The 18,779-nt window shown below is 53.3% G+C and carries 16 protein-coding genes and 1 tRNA gene; 12 read left to right on the top strand and 5 right to left on the bottom strand.

Translation table 11 applies throughout. The annotated features are described in order from the left end of the window. The first annotated feature begins 90 nt into the window (after window positions 1-90). Entirely contained in the window at window positions 91-1,350 is a 1,260-nt protein-coding gene (locus MLE19_RS03975; protein WP_240716758.1) for a 6-phosphofructokinase, read from the top strand. 108 nt (window positions 1,351-1,458) lie between these two features. On the opposite strand, the gene MLE19_RS03970 is transcribed toward MLE19_RS03975, so the two are convergent. Further along, window positions 1,459-3,174, bottom strand: coding sequence for a bifunctional protein-serine/threonine kinase/phosphatase (locus MLE19_RS03970; protein WP_240716757.1), 1,716 nt, complete (start codon window positions 3,172-3,174; stop codon window positions 1,459-1,461). A 312-nt stretch (window positions 3,175-3,486) separates the two neighbouring features. Between MLE19_RS03970 and ppa the strand changes: the two genes are divergently transcribed. From ppa to purH, 8 genes are all read left to right on the top strand, one after another. After that, window positions 3,487-4,017: an inorganic diphosphatase gene (gene ppa / locus MLE19_RS03965; protein WP_180091776.1), complete on the top strand. Its 531-nt coding sequence runs from the start codon at window positions 3,487-3,489 to the stop codon at window positions 4,015-4,017. A 344-nt stretch (window positions 4,018-4,361) separates the two neighbouring features. After that, window positions 4,362-6,221, top strand: a complete 1,860-nt coding sequence (gene dsbD / locus MLE19_RS03960) for a protein-disulfide reductase DsbD (protein WP_240716756.1) — start codon at window positions 4,362-4,364, stop codon at window positions 6,219-6,221. A gap of 348 nt (window positions 6,222-6,569) precedes the next feature. Beyond that, window positions 6,570-7,037 carry an acetyl-CoA carboxylase biotin carboxyl carrier protein gene (gene accB / locus MLE19_RS03955; protein ID WP_240716755.1) on the top strand — a complete coding sequence of 156 codons (468 nt, stop codon included), beginning with the start codon at window positions 6,570-6,572 and terminating at the stop codon, window positions 7,035-7,037. Between the two features lie 31 nt (window positions 7,038-7,068). Next, a complete protein-coding gene (accC, locus tag MLE19_RS03950) occupies window positions 7,069-8,409 on the top strand; it encodes an acetyl-CoA carboxylase biotin carboxylase subunit (protein WP_240716754.1) in 1,341 nt (446 codons plus the stop codon). A 141-nt stretch (window positions 8,410-8,550) separates the two neighbouring features. After that, window positions 8,551-9,465, top strand: a complete 915-nt coding sequence (gene prmA, locus MLE19_RS03945; RefSeq protein WP_240716753.1) for a 50S ribosomal protein L11 methyltransferase — start codon at window positions 8,551-8,553, stop codon at window positions 9,463-9,465. Between the two features lie 112 nt (window positions 9,466-9,577). Continuing rightward, window positions 9,578-10,615 (top strand): tRNA dihydrouridine synthase DusB, encoded by a 1,038-nt coding sequence (gene dusB, locus MLE19_RS03940; protein ID WP_240716752.1) that lies wholly within the window; start codon window positions 9,578-9,580, stop codon window positions 10,613-10,615. Next, the gene (gene fis / locus MLE19_RS03935; protein ID WP_240716751.1) at window positions 10,612-10,977 is read left to right on the top strand and encodes a DNA-binding transcriptional regulator Fis; all 366 of its coding nucleotides are present in this window, start codon (window positions 10,612-10,614) and stop codon (window positions 10,975-10,977) included. Before dusB ends, fis begins: the two co-directional genes overlap by 4 nt. 49 nt (window positions 10,978-11,026) lie before the next feature. Continuing rightward, window positions 11,027-12,625: a bifunctional phosphoribosylaminoimidazolecarboxamide formyltransferase/IMP cyclohydrolase gene (gene purH / locus MLE19_RS03930; protein ID WP_240716750.1), complete on the top strand. Its 1,599-nt coding sequence runs from the start codon at window positions 11,027-11,029 to the stop codon at window positions 12,623-12,625. Between the two features lie 176 nt (window positions 12,626-12,801). Here purH and MLE19_RS03925 read toward each other — a convergent pair whose 3' ends face one another. Together MLE19_RS03925 and folE are read right to left on the bottom strand one after the other, a co-directional pair. After that, on the bottom strand, window positions 12,802-14,259 hold the full coding sequence (locus MLE19_RS03925) for an NAD-dependent succinate-semialdehyde dehydrogenase (protein WP_240716749.1): 1,458 nt from the start codon (window positions 14,257-14,259) through the stop codon (window positions 12,802-12,804). Window positions 14,260-14,378: 119 nt separating this feature from the next. After that, complete coding sequence (gene folE / locus MLE19_RS03920; protein ID WP_240716748.1) at window positions 14,379-14,930, bottom strand: GTP cyclohydrolase I FolE; 552 nt, start codon at window positions 14,928-14,930, stop codon at window positions 14,379-14,381. Between the two features lie 309 nt (window positions 14,931-15,239). Here folE and MLE19_RS03915 point away from each other — a divergent pair, with 309 nt between their 5' ends. Next, window positions 15,240-15,800 carry a hypothetical protein gene (locus MLE19_RS03915; protein ID WP_240716747.1) on the top strand — a complete coding sequence of 187 codons (561 nt, stop codon included), beginning with the start codon at window positions 15,240-15,242 and terminating at the stop codon, window positions 15,798-15,800. A gap of 50 nt (window positions 15,801-15,850) precedes the next feature. Here the strand turns inward: MLE19_RS03915 and MLE19_RS03910 are convergent, their stop codons facing one another. Both MLE19_RS03910 and MLE19_RS03905 read right to left on the bottom strand, forming a co-directional pair. Continuing rightward, window positions 15,851-16,825, bottom strand: a complete 975-nt coding sequence (locus MLE19_RS03910; protein WP_240716746.1) for a serine/threonine protein kinase — start codon at window positions 16,823-16,825, stop codon at window positions 15,851-15,853. 54 nt (window positions 16,826-16,879) lie between these two features. Further along, entirely contained in the window at window positions 16,880-17,584 is a 705-nt protein-coding gene (locus tag MLE19_RS03905) for a ComF family protein (protein ID WP_240716745.1), read from the bottom strand. Between the two features lie 100 nt (window positions 17,585-17,684). Here MLE19_RS03905 and MLE19_RS03900 point away from each other — a divergent pair. Together MLE19_RS03900 and MLE19_RS03895 are read left to right on the top strand one after the other, a co-directional pair. Further along, window positions 17,685-17,769 (top strand) — tRNA-Leu (locus tag MLE19_RS03900). Window positions 17,770-18,101: 332 nt separating this feature from the next. After that, window positions 18,102-18,731 carry a hypothetical protein gene (locus MLE19_RS03895; RefSeq protein WP_240716744.1) on the top strand — a complete coding sequence of 210 codons (630 nt, stop codon included), beginning with the start codon at window positions 18,102-18,104 and terminating at the stop codon, window positions 18,729-18,731. Window positions 18,732-18,779 lie beyond the last annotated feature (48 nt).

The following is an 18,779-nucleotide window of genomic DNA, read 5'->3' as shown; positions in this document are numbered from 1 at the left end:
TTTAGCACCGACAATTCCCGGTAGCACGTACTTGTCGGTGGATAACTATTTCGATTAAACCTATCCGTTTTCAGGAGATGAGACATTTCCATGGCCCAGCATAATGCCTTTTACGCCCAATCCGGTGGCGTCACCGCCGTAATCAACGCCAGCGCCTGCGGCGTTATCGAAGCCTGCCGTCAGGCACCCGATCAAATTGGCAAGGTTTACGCCGGTCATAACGGCATTATCGGGGCGTTAACGGAAGACCTTATCGACGTTACGCAAGAGAGTGATGAAGCGATTGCAGCCCTGCGTCATACACCAGGCGGCGCTTTTGGCTCTTGCCGCTATAAGCTTAAAGACATTGATACTCACCGCGCCCAGTACGAGCGTTTGATCGAAGTCTTTAAAGCGCACGATATTCGTTACTTCTTTTACAACGGCGGCGGTGATAGCGCCGACACCTGCTTAAAAGTTTCTCAGCTTTCCGAAAAGCTTGGCTATCCGCTCACCGCTATCCACGTACCGAAAACCGTCGATAACGACCTGCCGATTACCGATAACAGCCCAGGCTTTGGTAGCGTTGCCAAATACATTGCGACCTCCACGCTGGAAGCATCGTTGGATATCGCGTCCATGTGCGCCACTTCGACCAAAGTGTTTGTGCTTGAGGTAATGGGCCGCCACGCGGGATGGATCGCCGCTGCTGGTGGTTTAGCGGGTGAAGCCGAAGGCGAGCCGCCGCACATGATTATCTTCCCCGAGGTGCCGTTTAATCGTAAAGCAGCGATGGCGCGGGTTGAAGAGTGTGTCAAGAATTACGGCTACTGCGTTATTGTGGTCTCTGAGGGTGCGCGCTACGAAGACGGCACCTTCCTGGCCGATGCGGGCAATACCGATGCGTTTGGTCACCGCCAACTGGGCGGCGTGGCGCCAACGCTTGCAGGCATGATCAAGCAGGATTTGGGCTACAAGTACCACTGGGCGGTCGCCGACTATCTACAGCGTGCGGCACGCCACTTAGCCTCAAAAACCGACGTTGAACAAGCCTATGCGGTGGGTCGCGAAGCAGTAACATTAGCGCTGGCGGGTAAAAACGCCATGATGCCTGCTATTCGTCGCATCTCTCAGTCACCTTACCAGTGGGATGTCATCTCCGCCCCGCTGTCTCAGGTGGCCAATAAAGAGAAATTTATGCCCCGCGACTTTATCACTGACAACGGCTTTGGCATTACCCAAGTGTGCAGGGACTATCTCTCCCCTCTCATTCAAGGCGAAGATTTCCCGCCGTTCGAAAACGGTCTGCCCAAAGTAGCCAAGCTCAAGCTAGCCAAAGCAGAACGCAAGCTGCCTACTTTTACGCTATAAACTGCTAACACAGCGAAATCAACATTTGGGCTATCAAAAGGGGCGATGAATAACTTCATCGCCCCTTTTTGTATGCTTTGCTCTTTACATGCTTTGTACTGCTTATGTTTAACGTAGTAGCCAGGAAAGCACGAGCAACAACAGCAATATACCGGCCACTCCCTGCCAGAAACGCCGCGGTTCCTGACGGCTCTCTTCGCGTGTGCCCCCCCGCCCGAGCGGTATTCTCAATGCGTGCAAAAATTCAGACATCCGTCTAAACCTCAGCGCCCGTTGAGGATCCAGAGCACGGCGAAGAGCATCGTCTAATTCCTGGGATATCTCAGGGTTGGTGGTACGAGCGCTGCGGTAAGTTAACTCTTCAAGGTCGGTATGGCTGCGCAGGCGATTGGGCGTTAGCGTATAAGGCAAAGCACCGGTCAATAGCCAGTAAGTGGTCGAGGCTAGCGAGTACTGGTCACTACGCCGACCTATGCTGTCACCCAACGCATACTCAGGAGCAGTGTGCTCATTAAAGCCAATCTGGCGCAGCAACTCACCTGAGTGGCGATGCCCTTCGCCATCACGCATATGGCAGGCACTAAAATCGGTAAGCACGAGCTTGCCGTGTGGGTCGATCAGTATATTGTCAGGATTGATCTGCTGATGAATTATTTCTCGGTGATGCAGCGCCTGCACGGCCTTACCTAGCTGGTTAGCAATATCCAGGCGCTGAGTTAAGCTGGCTTGAGGATGGCGTTCAGCCCACTGGCGAAGTGTTTCACCTTCAATATGCTGCATTAGATAATAGAGGTAGCGACGCGGGCGCGAAGGCTCCATCACTTTCACGACAAAGGGCGAATTAACGCGTTCGACGACCCACTGCTGGAGTAGAAAGTGCTCAAGATAGGCATTACGCAATGAGAGCTCAGGGCTGGGGGCCTTCATTACCATTTCCCGCTCGCTATGCACATCGCGGACACGATAAACCCGAGACTGCGCAGTGCGCGATAGCACGGCGAGAATCTCCAGGCCGTCTAAACGCTCGCCTGGCGCCAACTCTGGGGGAATTGGCAAATCGCCATAGAGCTGCCCAGGGTGCTCTGTTATCTCTTCAGGCAATTCGTCGATACGCACTAGCTGAAAGCAGAACTGATCACCACCATAGCCGCGATCCTGGGCGCGCTGCTTCGCCTCATCGGCGAGGCGCTCGCAGGCCGCGTCCAGGTCACTGGCATCTTGTCGGATCAAGCGTACATAGTCTGAAGGCAGCAGCGTGCCGCGTACGCCCTGGGTGGTGAACAGGAACAGGTCGCCCTGCTTTAGCGCTATATGGGTATAATCAATATCGACACTGCCATCCATACCCAACGCGCGAGAAGGATAGCGGTAACCGCCCAAGTCGGTTACGTGGTCGCGGCTCAGTTGCTCAAACTCGGCGCCGCGCAAACGAAACACCAGCGTATCGCCCATATGAAACAAATGAGCTTCACGGCCACGAAACACCATGACCGACATGGAAGAAACGAAGCTGCCCTCTTTAACATGCTGGCTTTGGCTATAACACCAGCTATTCAGTGCGCGCAGCACCCGCGTCGCCGATGTTTTGACATCCCAGTGATCAGGGGTAGAAAAATAGTCAGCCAGGAAACCACGTACGCTTAAGTCACCGGCCTGTTTCGCCATCGTATTGCGTGAAATGGAGTCGCTAATGACCGCGCAGCCGCCTTTGGCGCGCAGCAGCGGCGCTTCTGGAAAACGAACTGACATAGAACTGCGGTGCAGGCGCCGGTCAGGTGCGACAAATGCTTGACCATAACTGATGAGCAACTGGGCGTGCGACAAGTCATCCTCCTAGGTTGCCGACTCGATCAAGGGACTTCACTGTCAACCAATACTGTCAATAAACTCTGCCTATGATACACGCAGCGAAGCAGAAGCGATGCCCAACAAACGTCTCTATCGTATTAGCACGCTTTTATGTTCGCCGCGTTTCAAGCCTTAACGTTAACCTTAAACAAACAATAAACACCGACCCACCTATGTCGCATTGGTAATCGGGCAGCCATGTTCGTATAATTCTTCGCCATAAACGACTCTGACACATTTGCCTAACCACGGCACGACTCTAGCCACAGCATTACCAAGGAATCAACGATGAACTTCGATAATATCCCTGCTGGAAAGGATCTCCCCAACGACGTTTATGTGGTGATCGAAATTCCTGCCAACCACGATCCGATCAAATACGAAATTGATAAGGACATGGGCGCGCTACTCGTTGACCGTTTTATGGCCACCCCCATGTTCTACCCCGCTAACTATGGTTTTATTCCGCACACCCTCGCCGACGACGGTGATGCGCTGGATGCCCTCGTAGTAACTCCACATCCGGTTCAGCCTGGCAGCATCATTCGCGCTCGCCCGGTAGGTATTTTGAACATGACCGACGAAGCGGGTGAAGACGCTAAATTGATTTGCGTACCTCACGCAAAGCTAAGCTCGCTCTATGACGATATTCATGAAGTTACCGACCTGCCTGAGCTACTGCGCCAACAGATCGCCCACTTCTTCGAGAACTACAAAGATCTCGAAAAAGGAAAATGGGTAAAAGTTGAGTCATGGGAAGGTGCTGACGCTGCACGCAAAGCCATTGAAAAATCCGTTATCGCTTACCAGAAAGCGTAACCGTTTTTTAAGTTGCTGCTGTGAATTTGAAAAGGTCGCCTCCGGGCGACCTTTTTTATGTTGCTAGCAGCCTGTCGGGCTTGACCGATCGTCGCGAGAAGCACGGATTTTGAGCCAAATTTATCGATCGATTGAGGCGAATAGCATGCTATTTAACGAAATCGATCGAATAAAGTTGGCCAAAATACCGGGATTCGCAGTAGATCAGTGTTAAGTCCGACAGGCTGCTAGGATTAACGCACAATTAACGGGCGCGTCACGTCACCGCAGCGTATGCCCCAGGGTTTTAAGGATGCGGTATGCTGTTCGCCTTACTTTGCGCTGCCATTGATTAAGGACGCACCGTGTTATCTCTTAAACGCCTGAGCCTATTTCCCTTACTTGTTTTTTTCCTCGTTTGGTTACCGCTAAGCGCGCACGCCCAATGGTTTTCATCGTCTAGTAACCAAGATGAATTTTTACCCGTCATGGAGGCCTTCCAACCCGCCGCTTGGCATGATGGTGATACGCTGTATATTGGGGTCGATATTGCAGACGAGTACTACCTTTATCGCCACCAGTTTGCGGTATCCAGCCAGACTGAGGGTACAACGCTAGGTGAACCCAACATCCCCGAAGGCACCTTCACCAACGACGAGTTCATGGGCGATGTTTATATCTTCCGCGACCAATTAGTCTTTGAAGTGCCGCTGAGCGCACCCTATTCAGGCCCACTGGAGGTTGAGCTAACCTTTCAAGGCTGCGCAGATGCAGGGCTATGCTACCCCCCGGAACGCTTGAGCCTACCGGCCAGTGAGACTGAGCCGCCCAGTCAATTTGCGAACTGGCAAGAGAGTGAAACGAACCCGGTCAAAAACGCTACCACTACATCACAGAGTGGTTTCTCAGGAGCTCAAAGCGAGGATAGCCGCTTTAGTACGTTAATTAGCGAAGCGAGCTTACCAATAGCGCTGGGGCTGTTTTTTATTGCTGGCCTAGGTCTCACCTTTACGCCCTGCGTCCTCCCAATGATTCCGATTCTCTCCTCAATCGTTGTGGGCCAGAACCCCACACGGCCACGTGCCTTTGTGCTCTCGTTGAGCTATGTGCTGGGCATGGCGCTGACCTACGCGCTGGTCGGTGTCTTAATGGGGCTTTTTGGCGCTGGGCTCAACCTTCAGGCGCGCTTACAGTCGGCACCTGTTCTCATCACTTTCGCCACTCTTTTCACGCTGTTTGCACTGGCGATGTTTGGGGCCTTCACGCTCAACCTTTCGCCCCGCTTGACCAACCGTATTGATGCATGGCAAGCCCGCGCGCAGCGCAGTGGGCCAGCGGGCTTGGCCCTGGCAGGCGCCCTTTCGGTGCTGGTAGTGTCGCCTTGTGTCACCGCGCCACTCGCCGGTGCACTGGTGTTTATCTCCTCGACCGGCGATGCGGTCATGGGCGGTGCAGTGCTGTTTGCGCTGGGCCTTGGAATGGGCATCCCTCTGCTCTTAGTGGGCACTTTTGGCGCGACCCTGTTGCCCCGTTCGGGCGCCTGGATGAATGGCGTAAAAATCGCCTTTGGCTTGTTACTGCTGGGTGTGGCGATTTGGATGATCGAGCGTTTAGTCGCTGCGCCCATTGCACTACTTCTATGGGCAGCACTCGCGATCGGCACGGCGCTGGCCCTTGGGGCGCTGAACTTCAATCAACCACAAGGGTGGGCGCGAGCACGACAAACGCTGGGTATTTTACTGCTGGCGTGGGGCGTCCTGCTGGTCTATGGTGCCGCGCAAGGCGGCAGTAACCCGCTGCGTCCTCTTGCGGCCACCTCGATGGGTTCCAACGAGTCTCAGGTGGAACAACTTGATTTCGTTGAGGTCGATAACCTCACAGCGCTTGAGGCGGCCATCGCTCAAGCGAACAGTACTAATCAGCCGGCGTTTGTACACTTTACCGCTGATTGGTGCATTTCATGCAAGCTGCTGGAGCGCGATGTCTATCCAGATCCGCGCGTTTCAGCAGCACTGGAGGGGTACACGTTAATTGCCGCAGATGTGACTCGAACCGACCCACAGAGTCGTGAGCTGCTGGATCAGTTCAATCTTTTCGGCCCTCCAAGCCTGCTGTTTTTCAGTCGAGGGGAAGAGATTCGTGATGCGCGCATTCAAGGTGAAGTCACCGCCGACCAACTGCATAAACACCTTGAATCCGTTAGCCAGTGGCTAGCCAATAGCTAATCCCCGCCTTTGGTGACCTGCGTACTGAGGCAGTTAAGCAGCGTTTTGACGCGAATGTCGTTAAACAGTTGTTTAATTCTACGCTAAGCGGCAGTTTGAGCACTGGCTCAGCCTGTCGCTGGACATCCTGGCACTTTTTCGGCAAACTCCGCTCCCATATTAGTTAAAAAATTCCTTTTTTAGGGGTGAGAACGGGGTAACGTTCGCTAACATGCAGCGTTCTCTTCATTTTTAAATTTGGTTTACTGCGCTTAAATAAGAGTTTCATAGCATCTCGCTCTTGAAGGCCGTATTTGCTATGAAACTCCTTTTCATAATCTTATTTTATGACATTGATGGGGCTATGCCATGGATATCCGCAAAGTTAAGAAACTGATTGAGCTGCTCGAAGAGTCTAATATTAGCGAGATTGAAATTCAGGAAGGCGAAGAGTCAGTTCGTATCAGCCGCCACCCTAATGGCGCTTCCTGGCAGCCACAGCAGATGCCGCAATATGCGCAGCACCCAGGCTATGCACCAGCAGCTCCCGCTCCGGCAGCATCACCTGCTGCTGAAGCTGAGCCTCAGGGTGTTAGCTACCGTGGTGAAGCGATTAACTCGCCCATGGTCGGCACTTTCTATCGCAGCCCGGCGCCAGGCGCCAAGTCGTTTGTAGAAGTCGGTGACAGCGTCAAACAGGGCGATACCGTTTGCATTATTGAAGCCATGAAAATGATGAACCAGATTGAAGCTGACCGCGACGGTGTGGTGGAAGCCATCCTGGTGGAAGACGGCGAGCCAGTCGAATTCGATCAACCCATGATCGTCATCGCTTAATCCTTCATTTTCAACACGGGTGGACTCTCCCATGCTGGACAAGGTACTTATCGCCAACCGCGGCGAGATTGCCCTCCGTATCCTACGGGCCTGTAAAGAACTGGGCATTAAAACCGTAGCGGTACACTCCAAAGCTGATCGTGAACTCATGCATGTTCGCCTGGCAGATGAAGCCGTGTGTATCGGACCGGCCTCATCAGCGCAGTCTTACTTAAATATTCCGGCCCTTATTAGTGCAGCAGAAGTCACTGATTCGACCGCGATTCACCCCGGTTACGGCTTTTTGTCTGAAAACGCCAACTTTGCCGAGCAAGTTGAGCGCTCAGGATTTACCTTTATTGGCCCCCGCGCTGAGACGATTCGCCTCATGGGCGATAAAGTCAGTGCGATCCAGTCGATGAAGGAAGCGGGCGTTCCTACGGTTCCGGGTTCAGACGGCCCCTTGGGCGACGATGATGCGACTAACCTAGCCACGGCAAAACGCATCGGCTACCCGGTGATCATCAAGGCCGCCTCTGGCGGTGGTGGTCGCGGTATGCGTGTGGTGCACACCGAAGGCCATCTGCTTTCTGCCATTACGGTGACGCGCACTGAAGCACACGCCGCTTTTGGTGACGGTACGGTTTACATGGAAAAATTCCTTGAAAAACCGCGCCACGTCGAAGTTCAGGTACTTGCCGATGGCCAGGGCAACGCGATTCATCTTTACGATCGCGACTGCTCGCTGCAACGCCGTCACCAAAAAGTGCTTGAAGAAGCTCCCGCGCCAGGCCTGGACCCAGAAGCCCGCGCCCAAGTGCTTGAAGCATGCCGCCAGGCGTGTATTAAAATTAATTATCGTGGCGCTGGCACTTTTGAGTTCTTGTACGAAGACGGCGAGTATTTCTTCATTGAGATGAATACCCGCGTTCAGGTAGAGCACCCGGTCACCGAAATGGTTACCGGCGTGGATATTGTTAAAGAGCAGCTACGTATCGCCTCGGGTCTGCCACTTTCGATTCGCCAGGAGGACGTGCAGCTCAACGGTCACTCTTTCGAGTGCCGGATCAATGCCGAAGACTCGCGTACCTTTATGCCCTCCCCTGGCAAGGTAACGCTGTTTCACGCGCCGGGCGGCCTGGGTGTGCGTATGGACTCCCACCTCTACACGGGTTACACCGTACCGCCCCACTACGACTCGTTGATCGGCAAACTGATCACCTGGGGCGCAGACCGTGAAATAGCGTTAACGCGCATGCGCAATGCCCTTGATGAGCTCTTAGTGGAAGGCATTAAAACCAATATCGATTTACAAAAAGATTTGGTTCGCGATAGCTATTTCCGTCAAGGTGGCGTCAACATCCACTACCTGGAAAAGAAACTCAGCAGCTAATAGCGCTTCCAACGCTTTCCAGCGCTTACTGTTATGCCCAGCGGGGTGGCCATGTCCACCCCGTTTTTGTCTTTACTGTCTAGGTCTTTACTGTATGCGCCTTTACTGTAATTGCCTTAATTCGCCTTGCGGAGACTCCTCATGCCCTGGCTTCAACTCAAAGCCCATGTCGCCCCTGAACAAGCCGAGTTCCTCGAAGAACTGCTGCTTGAAGAGGGCGCGACGGCCATTGGCCTTCAGGATGCCCACGATGACCCGGTATTTGAGCCGGAACGTGGTACAACACCGCTATGGGAAGACACCATCCTAACCGGGCTTTACGATGACCTAGAGGGCGTCGAAAGCATGCTGGAGCGTATCGAGGCCGCCTGGTCCGAACAGATGCCAGGGGAGCCCTGCCCCACCATTGAGTATGAGCTGTTGGCTGATCGGGACTGGGAGCGGGAGTGGATGGATGACTTCACGCCGCTACAGATGGGGCAGCGGCTATGGATTGTGCCGAGCTGGCACGAACCGCCCCAAGCGGATGCCGTAAACTTAATTCTCGACCCTGGCCTGGCCTTTGGTACGGGCACACACCCGACCACAGCACTTTGCCTAGAGTGGCTGGATGAGCTGGCAGTAGCGGGCCATTTAGCGCAGCAAAGCGTACTGGACGTAGGCTGTGGTTCCGGCATTCTCGCCATTGCCGCGCTCAAGCTCGGCGCTAGTCATGCCGATGCCACCGACATTGATCCCCAGGCGTTACAAGCCAGTCGTGACAACGCAGAACGGAATGGTATTGCCGAGGCAGACCTAACACTTTACTACCCTGAGCAGTTAAGCGATGGCGGCGACTACCCAATCGTGACCGCGAATATCTTGGCCGGGCCGCTAGTCGAGTTAGCACCAATGATTGCCGGGCACGTCGCCCCTGGTGGCCGTATTGCGCTTTCTGGCATTTTGGCGAACCAAGCGGATGATGTTTATGAAGCCTACGCCGCCCAGGGTATCGCCATGAATGAACCAGTGATTCGTGAAGGCTGGGTGCGACTTAACGGCCAGCGCCCGCTTTAAAGCGGCAATCGGCCTTCACCCCATCACCGAGTAGGCGTATCATACGCCCCCTTGAAACGCCGACTCGTAGCCTGCTTACACATTCAGCCCAGCACACATAAAACCTGACGCCATGACCTTAACGACGAAACCAGCCAGCATTGGCCGCTATGTGTTACCCAATAAGGTAATTCTTGCGCCAATGGCCGGCGTTACCGACCGCCCCTTTCGCCAGCTATGTCGCAGGCTTGGGGCTGGCTGGGTCGTGGGTGAAATGGTCACGGCGGACCCTAGCCTTTGGCATACGCGCAAATCGCAGCTGCGCATGGATCACCGCGGCGAACCCGACCCACGTGTGGTGCAAATAGCCGGGGGCGACGCTGAAATGCTGGCTCAGGCAGCGCGTTTGAATGCCGAGCTGGGCGCGCAGATCATCGATATCAATATGGGCTGCCCAGCCAAGAAAGTATGCAACAAAGCTGCCGGGTCGGCGCTGCTTCGTGATGAAGCGTTGGTGGCTGATATTCTCGATGCAGTGGTGTCAGCCGTTGATATTCCCGTTACCCTGAAAATCCGCACTGGCTGGTGCGCTGAGTCGAATAACGCCCTACGAATTGCCCGTTTAGCCGAGTCAGCAGGCATTCAAGCACTCGCCGTACATGGCAGACACCGCCAGCAGCGCTATACTGGTCAGGCAGAGTACGACACGATTGCTGAGATTAAATCTCACCTTTCAATACCGGTGATAGCCAACGGCGACATAACAAGTCCGGAAAAAGCCGCCGAGGTACTCGCTTATACCGGCGCTGATGCAGTGATGGTAGGCCGTGGTGCTCAGGGCAACCCGTGGATCTTTCAACAGATCAGCCATTATCTCCAATATGGAGAACGGATGGCGCTACCCAGCCTTGCTGAGCGCCGCCAAGTACTGCAGGGGCATGTAGACGCGTTGCACGAGTTTTATGGCTCGACAATGGGTGTGCGTATCGCACGCAAACATGTTGGCTGGTATATCAGCGACGACCCACGCTTTTCGCAGCCCCAACAGCGCGCGCTTAAGCAGCAGTTCAATGCGTTAGCGTCACCTGAAACGCAATTTGATTGGATCAACGACGTGATGGCCCCCGGCGCCGCCACACGTCTGCTAGCCAAAGGAAGCCATGCTGCATGACCGAACGCGATCTTCTCTCTAGCGATACCTACTCAAGCGCCGATGTATCCAGCGACGCCTTTTACGAGAGCAACTCCCATTTAGCGGGCACGCTAGCGGACCCTACTGCCAGCTCACCCCCACAACCGCTTAGAGAGGCGGTTGAAACGGCCATGCGCCGCTACTTTGAGCATTTGGACGGCAGCCAGGCTACCGATCTATACGCGATGGTCATGGCCGAAGTAGAGGCGCCTTTACTGGCCTGCGTCCTGGAGCACACTGACGGCAACCAGACCCGTGCTGCGGATGTACTGGGGCTGAACCGTGGCACCCTGCGCAAAAAACTCAAGCAATACGGACTTATCGAAGGTGACGCCCCATAACCATGGGGCGTTGTTGTTTTTATTCTCGACTCTGCACACGAGCACTCTAATGGCTGATAATTCTCCCCTGACTGACAGCAACGCTACCCCCGTCCGCCGCGCTCTTTTGAGTGTTTCTGATAAAACCGGCATTGTGGAATTCGCCCGCGGCCTTACTGAACACGGCGTTGAACTCCTCTCCACTGGCGGTACTTTTCGCCTGCTGAAAGAAAATGCCATTGCAGTGAAAGAAGTGTCTGAACACACCGGTTTCCCCGAAATTATGGATGGCCGGGTTAAAACGCTGCACCCCAAAATCCACGGCGGTATCTTGGCTCGTCGTGGCCAAGACGATGCCGTTATGGCTGAGAACGGCATCACGCCGATCGACATGGTGGTGGTTAACCTCTACCCGTTTGCCGCCACGGTTGCCAAGCCCGACTGCACCCTGGAAGACGCCATCGAGAATATCGATATCGGCGGCCCCACCATGGTACGCGCCTGCGCCAAAAACCACGTTTACACCACTATCGTGGTCAATAGCAGTGACTACGCACGAGTACTGGGCGAGCTGGCCGCCCAAGATGGCCAGGTCAGTCGCGCTACGCGCTTCGATTTAGCAGTGAAAGCGTTTGAGCATACCGCTGGCTACGATGGCGCGATTGCCGACTACCTAGGTCGCAAAGTCACGACTGCCGATGAAACCTTCCCCCGCACCTTTAACCTGCAGCTCGATAAAAAGCAGGACATGAGGTATGGCGAAAATCCCCATCAGCAGGCGGCCTTCTACATTGACCCGCAGGCGAGCGAGCCCAGTGTCGCTACCGCCAAAATGCTCCAGGGCAAGCCGCTTTCGTATAACAATGTGGCCGATACCGACGCTGCGTTTGAATGCGTAAAAGCTTTTACAGAAACGGCCTGCGTGATCGTTAAACACGCCAATCCCTGCGGCGTCGCTATTGGCGAAACCGCCTTAGCCGCTTACGACAAAGCCTTTGCCACCGACCCTACCAGTGCATTTGGCGGCATTATCGCTTTCAATACGCCACTGGACGCCGAAGCAGCCCAGGCGATTATCAACCGCCAGTTTGTCGAGGTCATTATTGCCCCCGGCATTAGCGATGAAGCCGCCGCTATCGTGGCAAATAAGCAAAACGTACGCTTGCTGGACGTCAGCGCTCACTGGCCCGCCGAGCAGCAACCGGCGCTGGACTTTAAACGCGTCAATGGCGGCTTACTGGTGCAAGAGCGCGATGACGGGATGGTCACCCGCGACGACTTGACCGTCGTCAGCAAGCGCGCACCTAGCGAACAAGAGCTGCGTGATCTGGCTTTTGCTTGGCGGGTAGCCAAATTCGTTAAGTCCAACGCCATTGTATATGCCAAAAGCGGCCAAACCGTAGGCGTTGGCGCAGGCCAGATGAGCCGCGTCTATTCAGCTAAAATTGCCGGCATTAAGGCCGCCGATGAAGGGCTGTCGGTTCCCGGCTCCGTCATGGCATCTGACGCTTTCTTCCCCTTCCGCGATGGCATTGATGCTGCTGCAGCAGCAGGCATTACCGCCGTGATTCAACCGGGTGGCTCTATGCGTGACCAGGAAGTGATCGACGCTGCCAATGAGGCGGGTATTGCGATGGTATTTACCGGCATGCGTCATTTCCGACACTAAGCTCTTCCATCTAGCTCAACCACTAAGCTCCACCATGCTATCGGCATTTAAAGTGATCGCGTAAAAATTAGCCCCCATCAGCAGTGCGCTGATGGGGGCTTTTTTGTACCGCTTTTACTTAACAGTTTACTTAAGAGCTTTACTTAAAAGTAAGGGCTGAAAAGTGAGGATCAGGCTTAGCCAAGATCAATACACAGATACTTGGTTTCCAGGTACTCTTCCAAGCCCTGATGGCCACCTTCACGACCTAGGCCTGAAGCTTTTACCCCACCAAACGGCGCAGCGGCGTTGGAAATAGCGCCCGTATTAATACCCACCATACCGTACTCCAGCGCCTCGGCCACACGCCATACGCGGGACAGATCACGCGAGTAGAAATAGGAGGCCAAGCCATACTGGGTATCGTTGGCCATCTCGATTGCGGTCTCTTCATCATCAAACGGGAAGACAGCCGCGAGTGGCCCAAAGGTCTCTTCGTGGGCCACTTTCATCTTGTCAGTGGCAAAGCTGATCAGCGTAGGTGTAAAGAAATTGCCACCCAGCGGATGAGGATGGCCACCTAACAACAGCTCAGCGCCATTATCGATCGCATCCTGCACATGCTCGCTGACTTTCTTGACGGCATTTTGATCGATGAGCGGCCCAATATTGATATTCGGCTTGGTGCCATCGCCAACATGCAGCTCGCTGTTCATCGCGACTGCCAACTTTTCACAAAAGGCATTAATCACGCTGGACTGAACTAAAAAGCGGTTGGTACACACACAGGTTTGGCCAGCATTACGAAATTTGGCGGCCATCGCCCCTTCCACCGCGGCATCTAGATCGGCATCTTCAAACACGATAAACGGCGCATTGCCTCCCAGCTCAAGCGAGATCTTCTGCACGTGCTCTGCCGCTTGCGCCATCAATTTGCGCCCAACTTCGGTAGACCCCGTGAAAGTAATCTTGCGCACTTTCGGCGATTGGGTCATGGCTTGAGCAATATCGCTGGCACTGCCAGGCACCACATTGAACACACCACGTGGAATACCGGCTCGCTCTGCCAATAGCGCCAGCGCCGTGGCTGAAAACGGTGTCTGGCTGGCAGGCTTAACCACTATCGTGCAGCCTGCCGCCAGCGCGGCGCCCGCTTTACGGGTGATCATCGCCGCAGGGAAATTCCAGGGCGTTATCGCCCCTACAACGCCCACGGGCTGTTTGGTAACCACAATGCGCTGGTTAGCCTTAGCCGCCGGAATGGTTTCACCATAAACGCGGCGCGCTTCTTCGGCAAACCAGCGTAGAAAGCTTGCTGCATAGGCAATTTCACCAGCGGCTTCTTTAAGCGGCTTACCCTGTTCGTAGGTCATCAGCATGGCGAGATCCTGCTGATGCTCCATCATCAGGTCGTGCCATTTCAGCAGTAAATCCGCTCGCTCCTGAGCAGTGAGGGCACGCCACGCTGGCAGTGCTGCATCTGCTGCGTCAATCGCCCGCTCAGTCTCTGCTTTACCCAAGCGAGGAATATCGCCAATCGCTTCGCCGGTTGCCGGGTTTAGTACGGTGATTTGCTCGCCGCTATCCGCTGCAACCCAGCTGCCGTCAATATAAGCAAAGGGGCAATATAGCTGTGTTTCTTTAAGCGCTTCCATGACAGACTCCTGACCAAAATGTTGGCCTTATAGGCTCATTAACCACTTCATGCTAAGACGAAACACCCCTTTAGACCAAGTTTACGGCGTGCTTTGACAGCCAATAACGACTGGAAAACTTAGTTTATGAGCATTAAGAATTCGTGGCGCGTCGCCTGATTACTGCGAAAACCACCCAACATTACCGATGAGGTCATGCTGGAATTTTGCTTCTCCACACCACGCATCATCATGCAGAGGTGACGCGCCTCAATGACAACAGCAACGCCCTTGGCCTGGGTCACTTCCTGAACAGCATCGGCGATCTGACGAGTCAGGTTCTCTTGAATCTGCATACGGCGTGCATACATATCAACAATGCGGGCAAACTTGGATAGCCCTAATACTTTGCCATTGGGCAGATAGGCAATATGGCACTTGCCGATAAAAGGCAGTAAGTGGTGCTCACACATTGAGTACAACTCAATATCTTTTACCAGCACCATTTCATCCGTTTGCGACTCAAATACCGCGCCATTAATAATGTTGTCCAACGACTGAGTGTAGCCTGCATTCAAAAATTGCATAGCCTTGGCTGCACGCTTCGGCGTATCTCTTAACCCTTCGCGATCAGGGTCTTCGCCAAGTGCGGAAATTATCTGGCGGTAGTGATCGGCGATATCATCGGACATGTGAAACCTCATCAAAAACTGTTCGCAATCGCGTCCTAGCAGTCACTTAAATCAATATCCTTTTGCGTAGGTAAATAAAATCGTCTGGAGAGCGCCATTAGCCATCGGCTACTCTTAACAACTTATACAAAAGATATACTTTTAAAAAAACCTGCACAACGATTATTAAGCAAAAAGAGTATTTTACCGCACCTAGCTCGCCTGTGGCAGAGTGCCGCGTTGTTCACTTTGCAACCCAGGGGCCTGTGATATGATAAATCGTTACTATTTTACCGCCTTTATTGCAGGCACCTATCATGAGAGCTCGCCATGTCATTTAAGCCAACGTCTTTTTGGGCAACCGCCCTCGTGACACCTTTTTTCGCTACGCCACTTATTGCAGCCGCTGCTGAAGCGACTCTTTCACTGCCCAATGAAGCGACCGTCGGCGTTGAGGTTGTTGAGGAACTTACCTTCTCCTCCGACCAAACGCGGCTTAGCGATATTCTGCTACACCCAACTCAAGCAGCAGGCGCCTCACACTCGCTGCCTGAATACTGCGTTATCGTGGGTAATGCTCAGTTAGTGGATGAGCGTGTTCGTGTTACTACGCAAGAGGCCACCTGCATTGAAACCCACGACGCTGACAGTGATATTTTCACGGGCGAGTTCAGTGCCAGCGCCTATGCAGAGGATGGTCAGTACGGCATTGCTTGTGAAGGCGCTTCATGTACGCTCTCACCCGGTCAGGCGTTTCTTCTTACGCTGGATCAAGCGGTTGAGATTGAGGAGTTGGATAATCCTTCTGCAGAGCTCAACGAACAGCGTCGCCAGGCAGATGGAGAAGGTGTCGCCAATCCTGTGCCCCGCGAAGAAGCCGTGCCTGACTGAGCATTAACGACTAGCGTAAACACTCGTTAATAACGCGCTTTAAATACCGCTTACGCCAGCCAGCGAGGGTTGTCTAACTGAAGGCACTGCTGCTCTAATTGGCGGATATGCTGATCCCAATAGCCGCTATCCGCCAGCCAAGGGAAGGCGCGAGGAAACGCAGGATCATCCCAGCGTGATACCAGCCACGCAGAGTGCCTAATCAAGCGATAACTTCTCAACGGCTCTATCAGCGACATCTGCTCAGTAGGAAAGGAGCCTGTCTCCTCATACCCTTCGGTTATTTCGCTCAAATAGGATCGCCAGCCTTGAGGGTCATCCGTTGGCAGTAGCATCCATAGATCCTGAATTGCGGGCGCCTTCACGCAGTCGTCAAAATCGACCAGCGTAAACTGCTCGTCACGCCCCAGCACATTGCCCAAATGGCAGTCTCCATGGCAGCGAATCAGGCTGCTAGCGGGAACATTATGTTTTAAAAGGTGCTGATGGGTTTTCTCGATCACTCGTTCATAGGCCCGACACTGATGAAGCGTCAGCCTCTCGCTATTGAGCACCCGCTGCTGAGCATCTAGTACCCCACTTGCCATCTCTAACGTTGGACGGTGCTGAAAGGCTTTTTTGGCTGACACTTCATGTAACCGCCCTAGCACCTCGCCCATCGCAAACAAATGCGAAGGGTTATCCAGCTCGGGGGCTTGGCCTGGGCAGTGGGGAAACAGCGAAAATCGATACGCTTTAAAGTAGTGTAATGAGACACCCGCCTTATCACGCCAGGGTGCCACTACCGGCACTTGTTGGTTGGTGAGCTCCTGTAAAAAATCGTGCTCTTCCTGAATCGCCGCATCTGACCAACGGTCAGGTCGATAAAATTTAACAATCCAGTTTTTACCATCGTCATCGCGAAACATGAGCACACGATTTTCGTAGCTATTTAGCGCAAAGGGCTCACCTGCTGGCCAAATGTCGAGTGACTCTACGGCAGACATCACCAAATCGGGTGAGAGGGAGCTAAACGGGTGTGACATCGGTCACTCCTGGGTTGACAAAAAGAGTGTTGATTCAGCAAAAGCGCTATTCTATCAACCCTTGCCTAGAGGTGTCCGCGCGGCCGCCCAAATATCAACACGCGTAGCACCGGCCTCCAGCGCGGCTTGCGCTAATGCATGCCCCGTTGAACCAGTGGTGACCACATCGTCGATTATTGTGATATGCGCCGGGGGCGGCGTTTCGAATACAAACGCATCCGCAAGATTGGCAGCCCGCTGGCGACGATTCAACGTGCGCTGGGAAGGGGAATTCTTTATACGCCGGGCACTCACCATTGGCACCCCAAGCTGGCGGCTTAGCCTCTCGTTCAACCATCGGGATTGATTAAACCCTCGCGTGCGAGCATGAGCTGGATGCATCGGGACCGACAATAGAGCATTTCCCAAGGCAGTCGGTGGGGTTAGTAGCATTAGCTCGGCTAATAGTGTGCCCGAACGTGTGGCGGCATGAAATTTAAAATCATGGATCAACTGTTTAATAGGCCCTTGATACAGCAACCCAGCCTGAGTCGTAGAAAATGCTGGTTGATCAATTAAGCAATGCCCACACAATTCCAATCCATGCAAAACAGGGTCGCCACACTGACGGCAGGCATGGTTATTCCATGGCAGCTCGAACAAACAGGCTGAGCACCACCCCCGCCCCGCTAACGCCGGTGCCAGACAAAAAGCGCAATAGCCTGGCATGGCCTGCTTTACCCAATGGCCTCCTCTCTGTAGCCACTGTTTTAGAACCATGCTTGCTCCTTTACGACCATATTTACTCCACACCAGAAGGATTAATAGTCAATTCATGATTGACTTCTAACACAGAGTTGATAATATACGCCTCGTCTTAGCGGATGTGGTGGAATTGGTAGACACGCTAGATTTAGGTTCTAGTGCCGTAAGGTGTGGGAGTTCGAGTCTCCCCATCCGCACCAATTACTTGTTAGTTTTCAAACGATTAGCTTAACCCCTTCCTGTGTTAATGTCTCAATATTGCCGAAACTGACAACCATTGATTCAACCTCCTAGCAAGCTTCTTTTTTATATTGAATAATTAATGGCTTATTGCCATTTTTTTGCGTGCTTGGGATTTACCGCATCACTCCCCCTTTAACAGGCTGACTTGCCTCCCGTTTTCCGCTAGGCTCTGTTTGAATAATCAAAAAAAGTGATCGTCAATGACCTAAATCAGGGTTACTGACGCCACTACTATCTATCATCTGTCGCCCAAGACAACCTCCAACACTTATGAGAAGGATCTCACATAATGGAATGGCTCAACGATAACGCTCAAGCTATCTCGGCAATCGCGAGTGTTTGCACCCTCTTCGTATGGGTTTTTTACGCCCAATTGCTCTACGACGGCTATGTCCGTCAACGACGCCCTCGCGTTATTATTAATCGCGGAAGAGGCACTGGCGTCGATGCGACCTGTTTAATCAGCAATATGAGCAGTGAAGCGATCTATATTCAACACCTTGTAGCGGTAATGCATACGCAAAAACACAGCTACAATCTCGATGTAGTGGAGTACCAGCAGCGTGGCAGCGAACAAAATGAAAATAGTGATCGCACCCATCAAGGTCCGCTGGCTTCAGGTGATTATCTGAACATCCAAACGTTTGGTGACATTGTGAATCAGGTTAAAGAGTATTGGGAACTTGAAGATGATTTGCTAAATGAGCAAAATCTTCAGCTCGAAATTCGTGTCATTGCCATTTATGGGTCCGAAGATATGCCCATGGGGGCATCACGGACCTTTAATCTTGATTTAAACGCCGCGCCCAATCGCCAGCTTATTCCGGCCAAAGTCGATACCAGTCGTCTTAACAGCCGTGGCCAACGCAAGCGTGTACTTGAGTGGGCAAAAGAGATAGAAACCCATAAGGCACGCTAACTACAGTTTTTTAAAACTAAGCGGCGAAGCACGCTAAGACTGGAACCA

It is taken from the genome of Vreelandella neptunia (assembly GCF_022489065.1).
Classification (GTDB): domain Bacteria; phylum Pseudomonadota; class Gammaproteobacteria; order Pseudomonadales; family Halomonadaceae; genus Vreelandella; species Vreelandella neptunia_A.
Note: the sequence above shows the minus strand (reverse complement) of the source record. Positions and strands in the feature narration are given on the sequence as shown.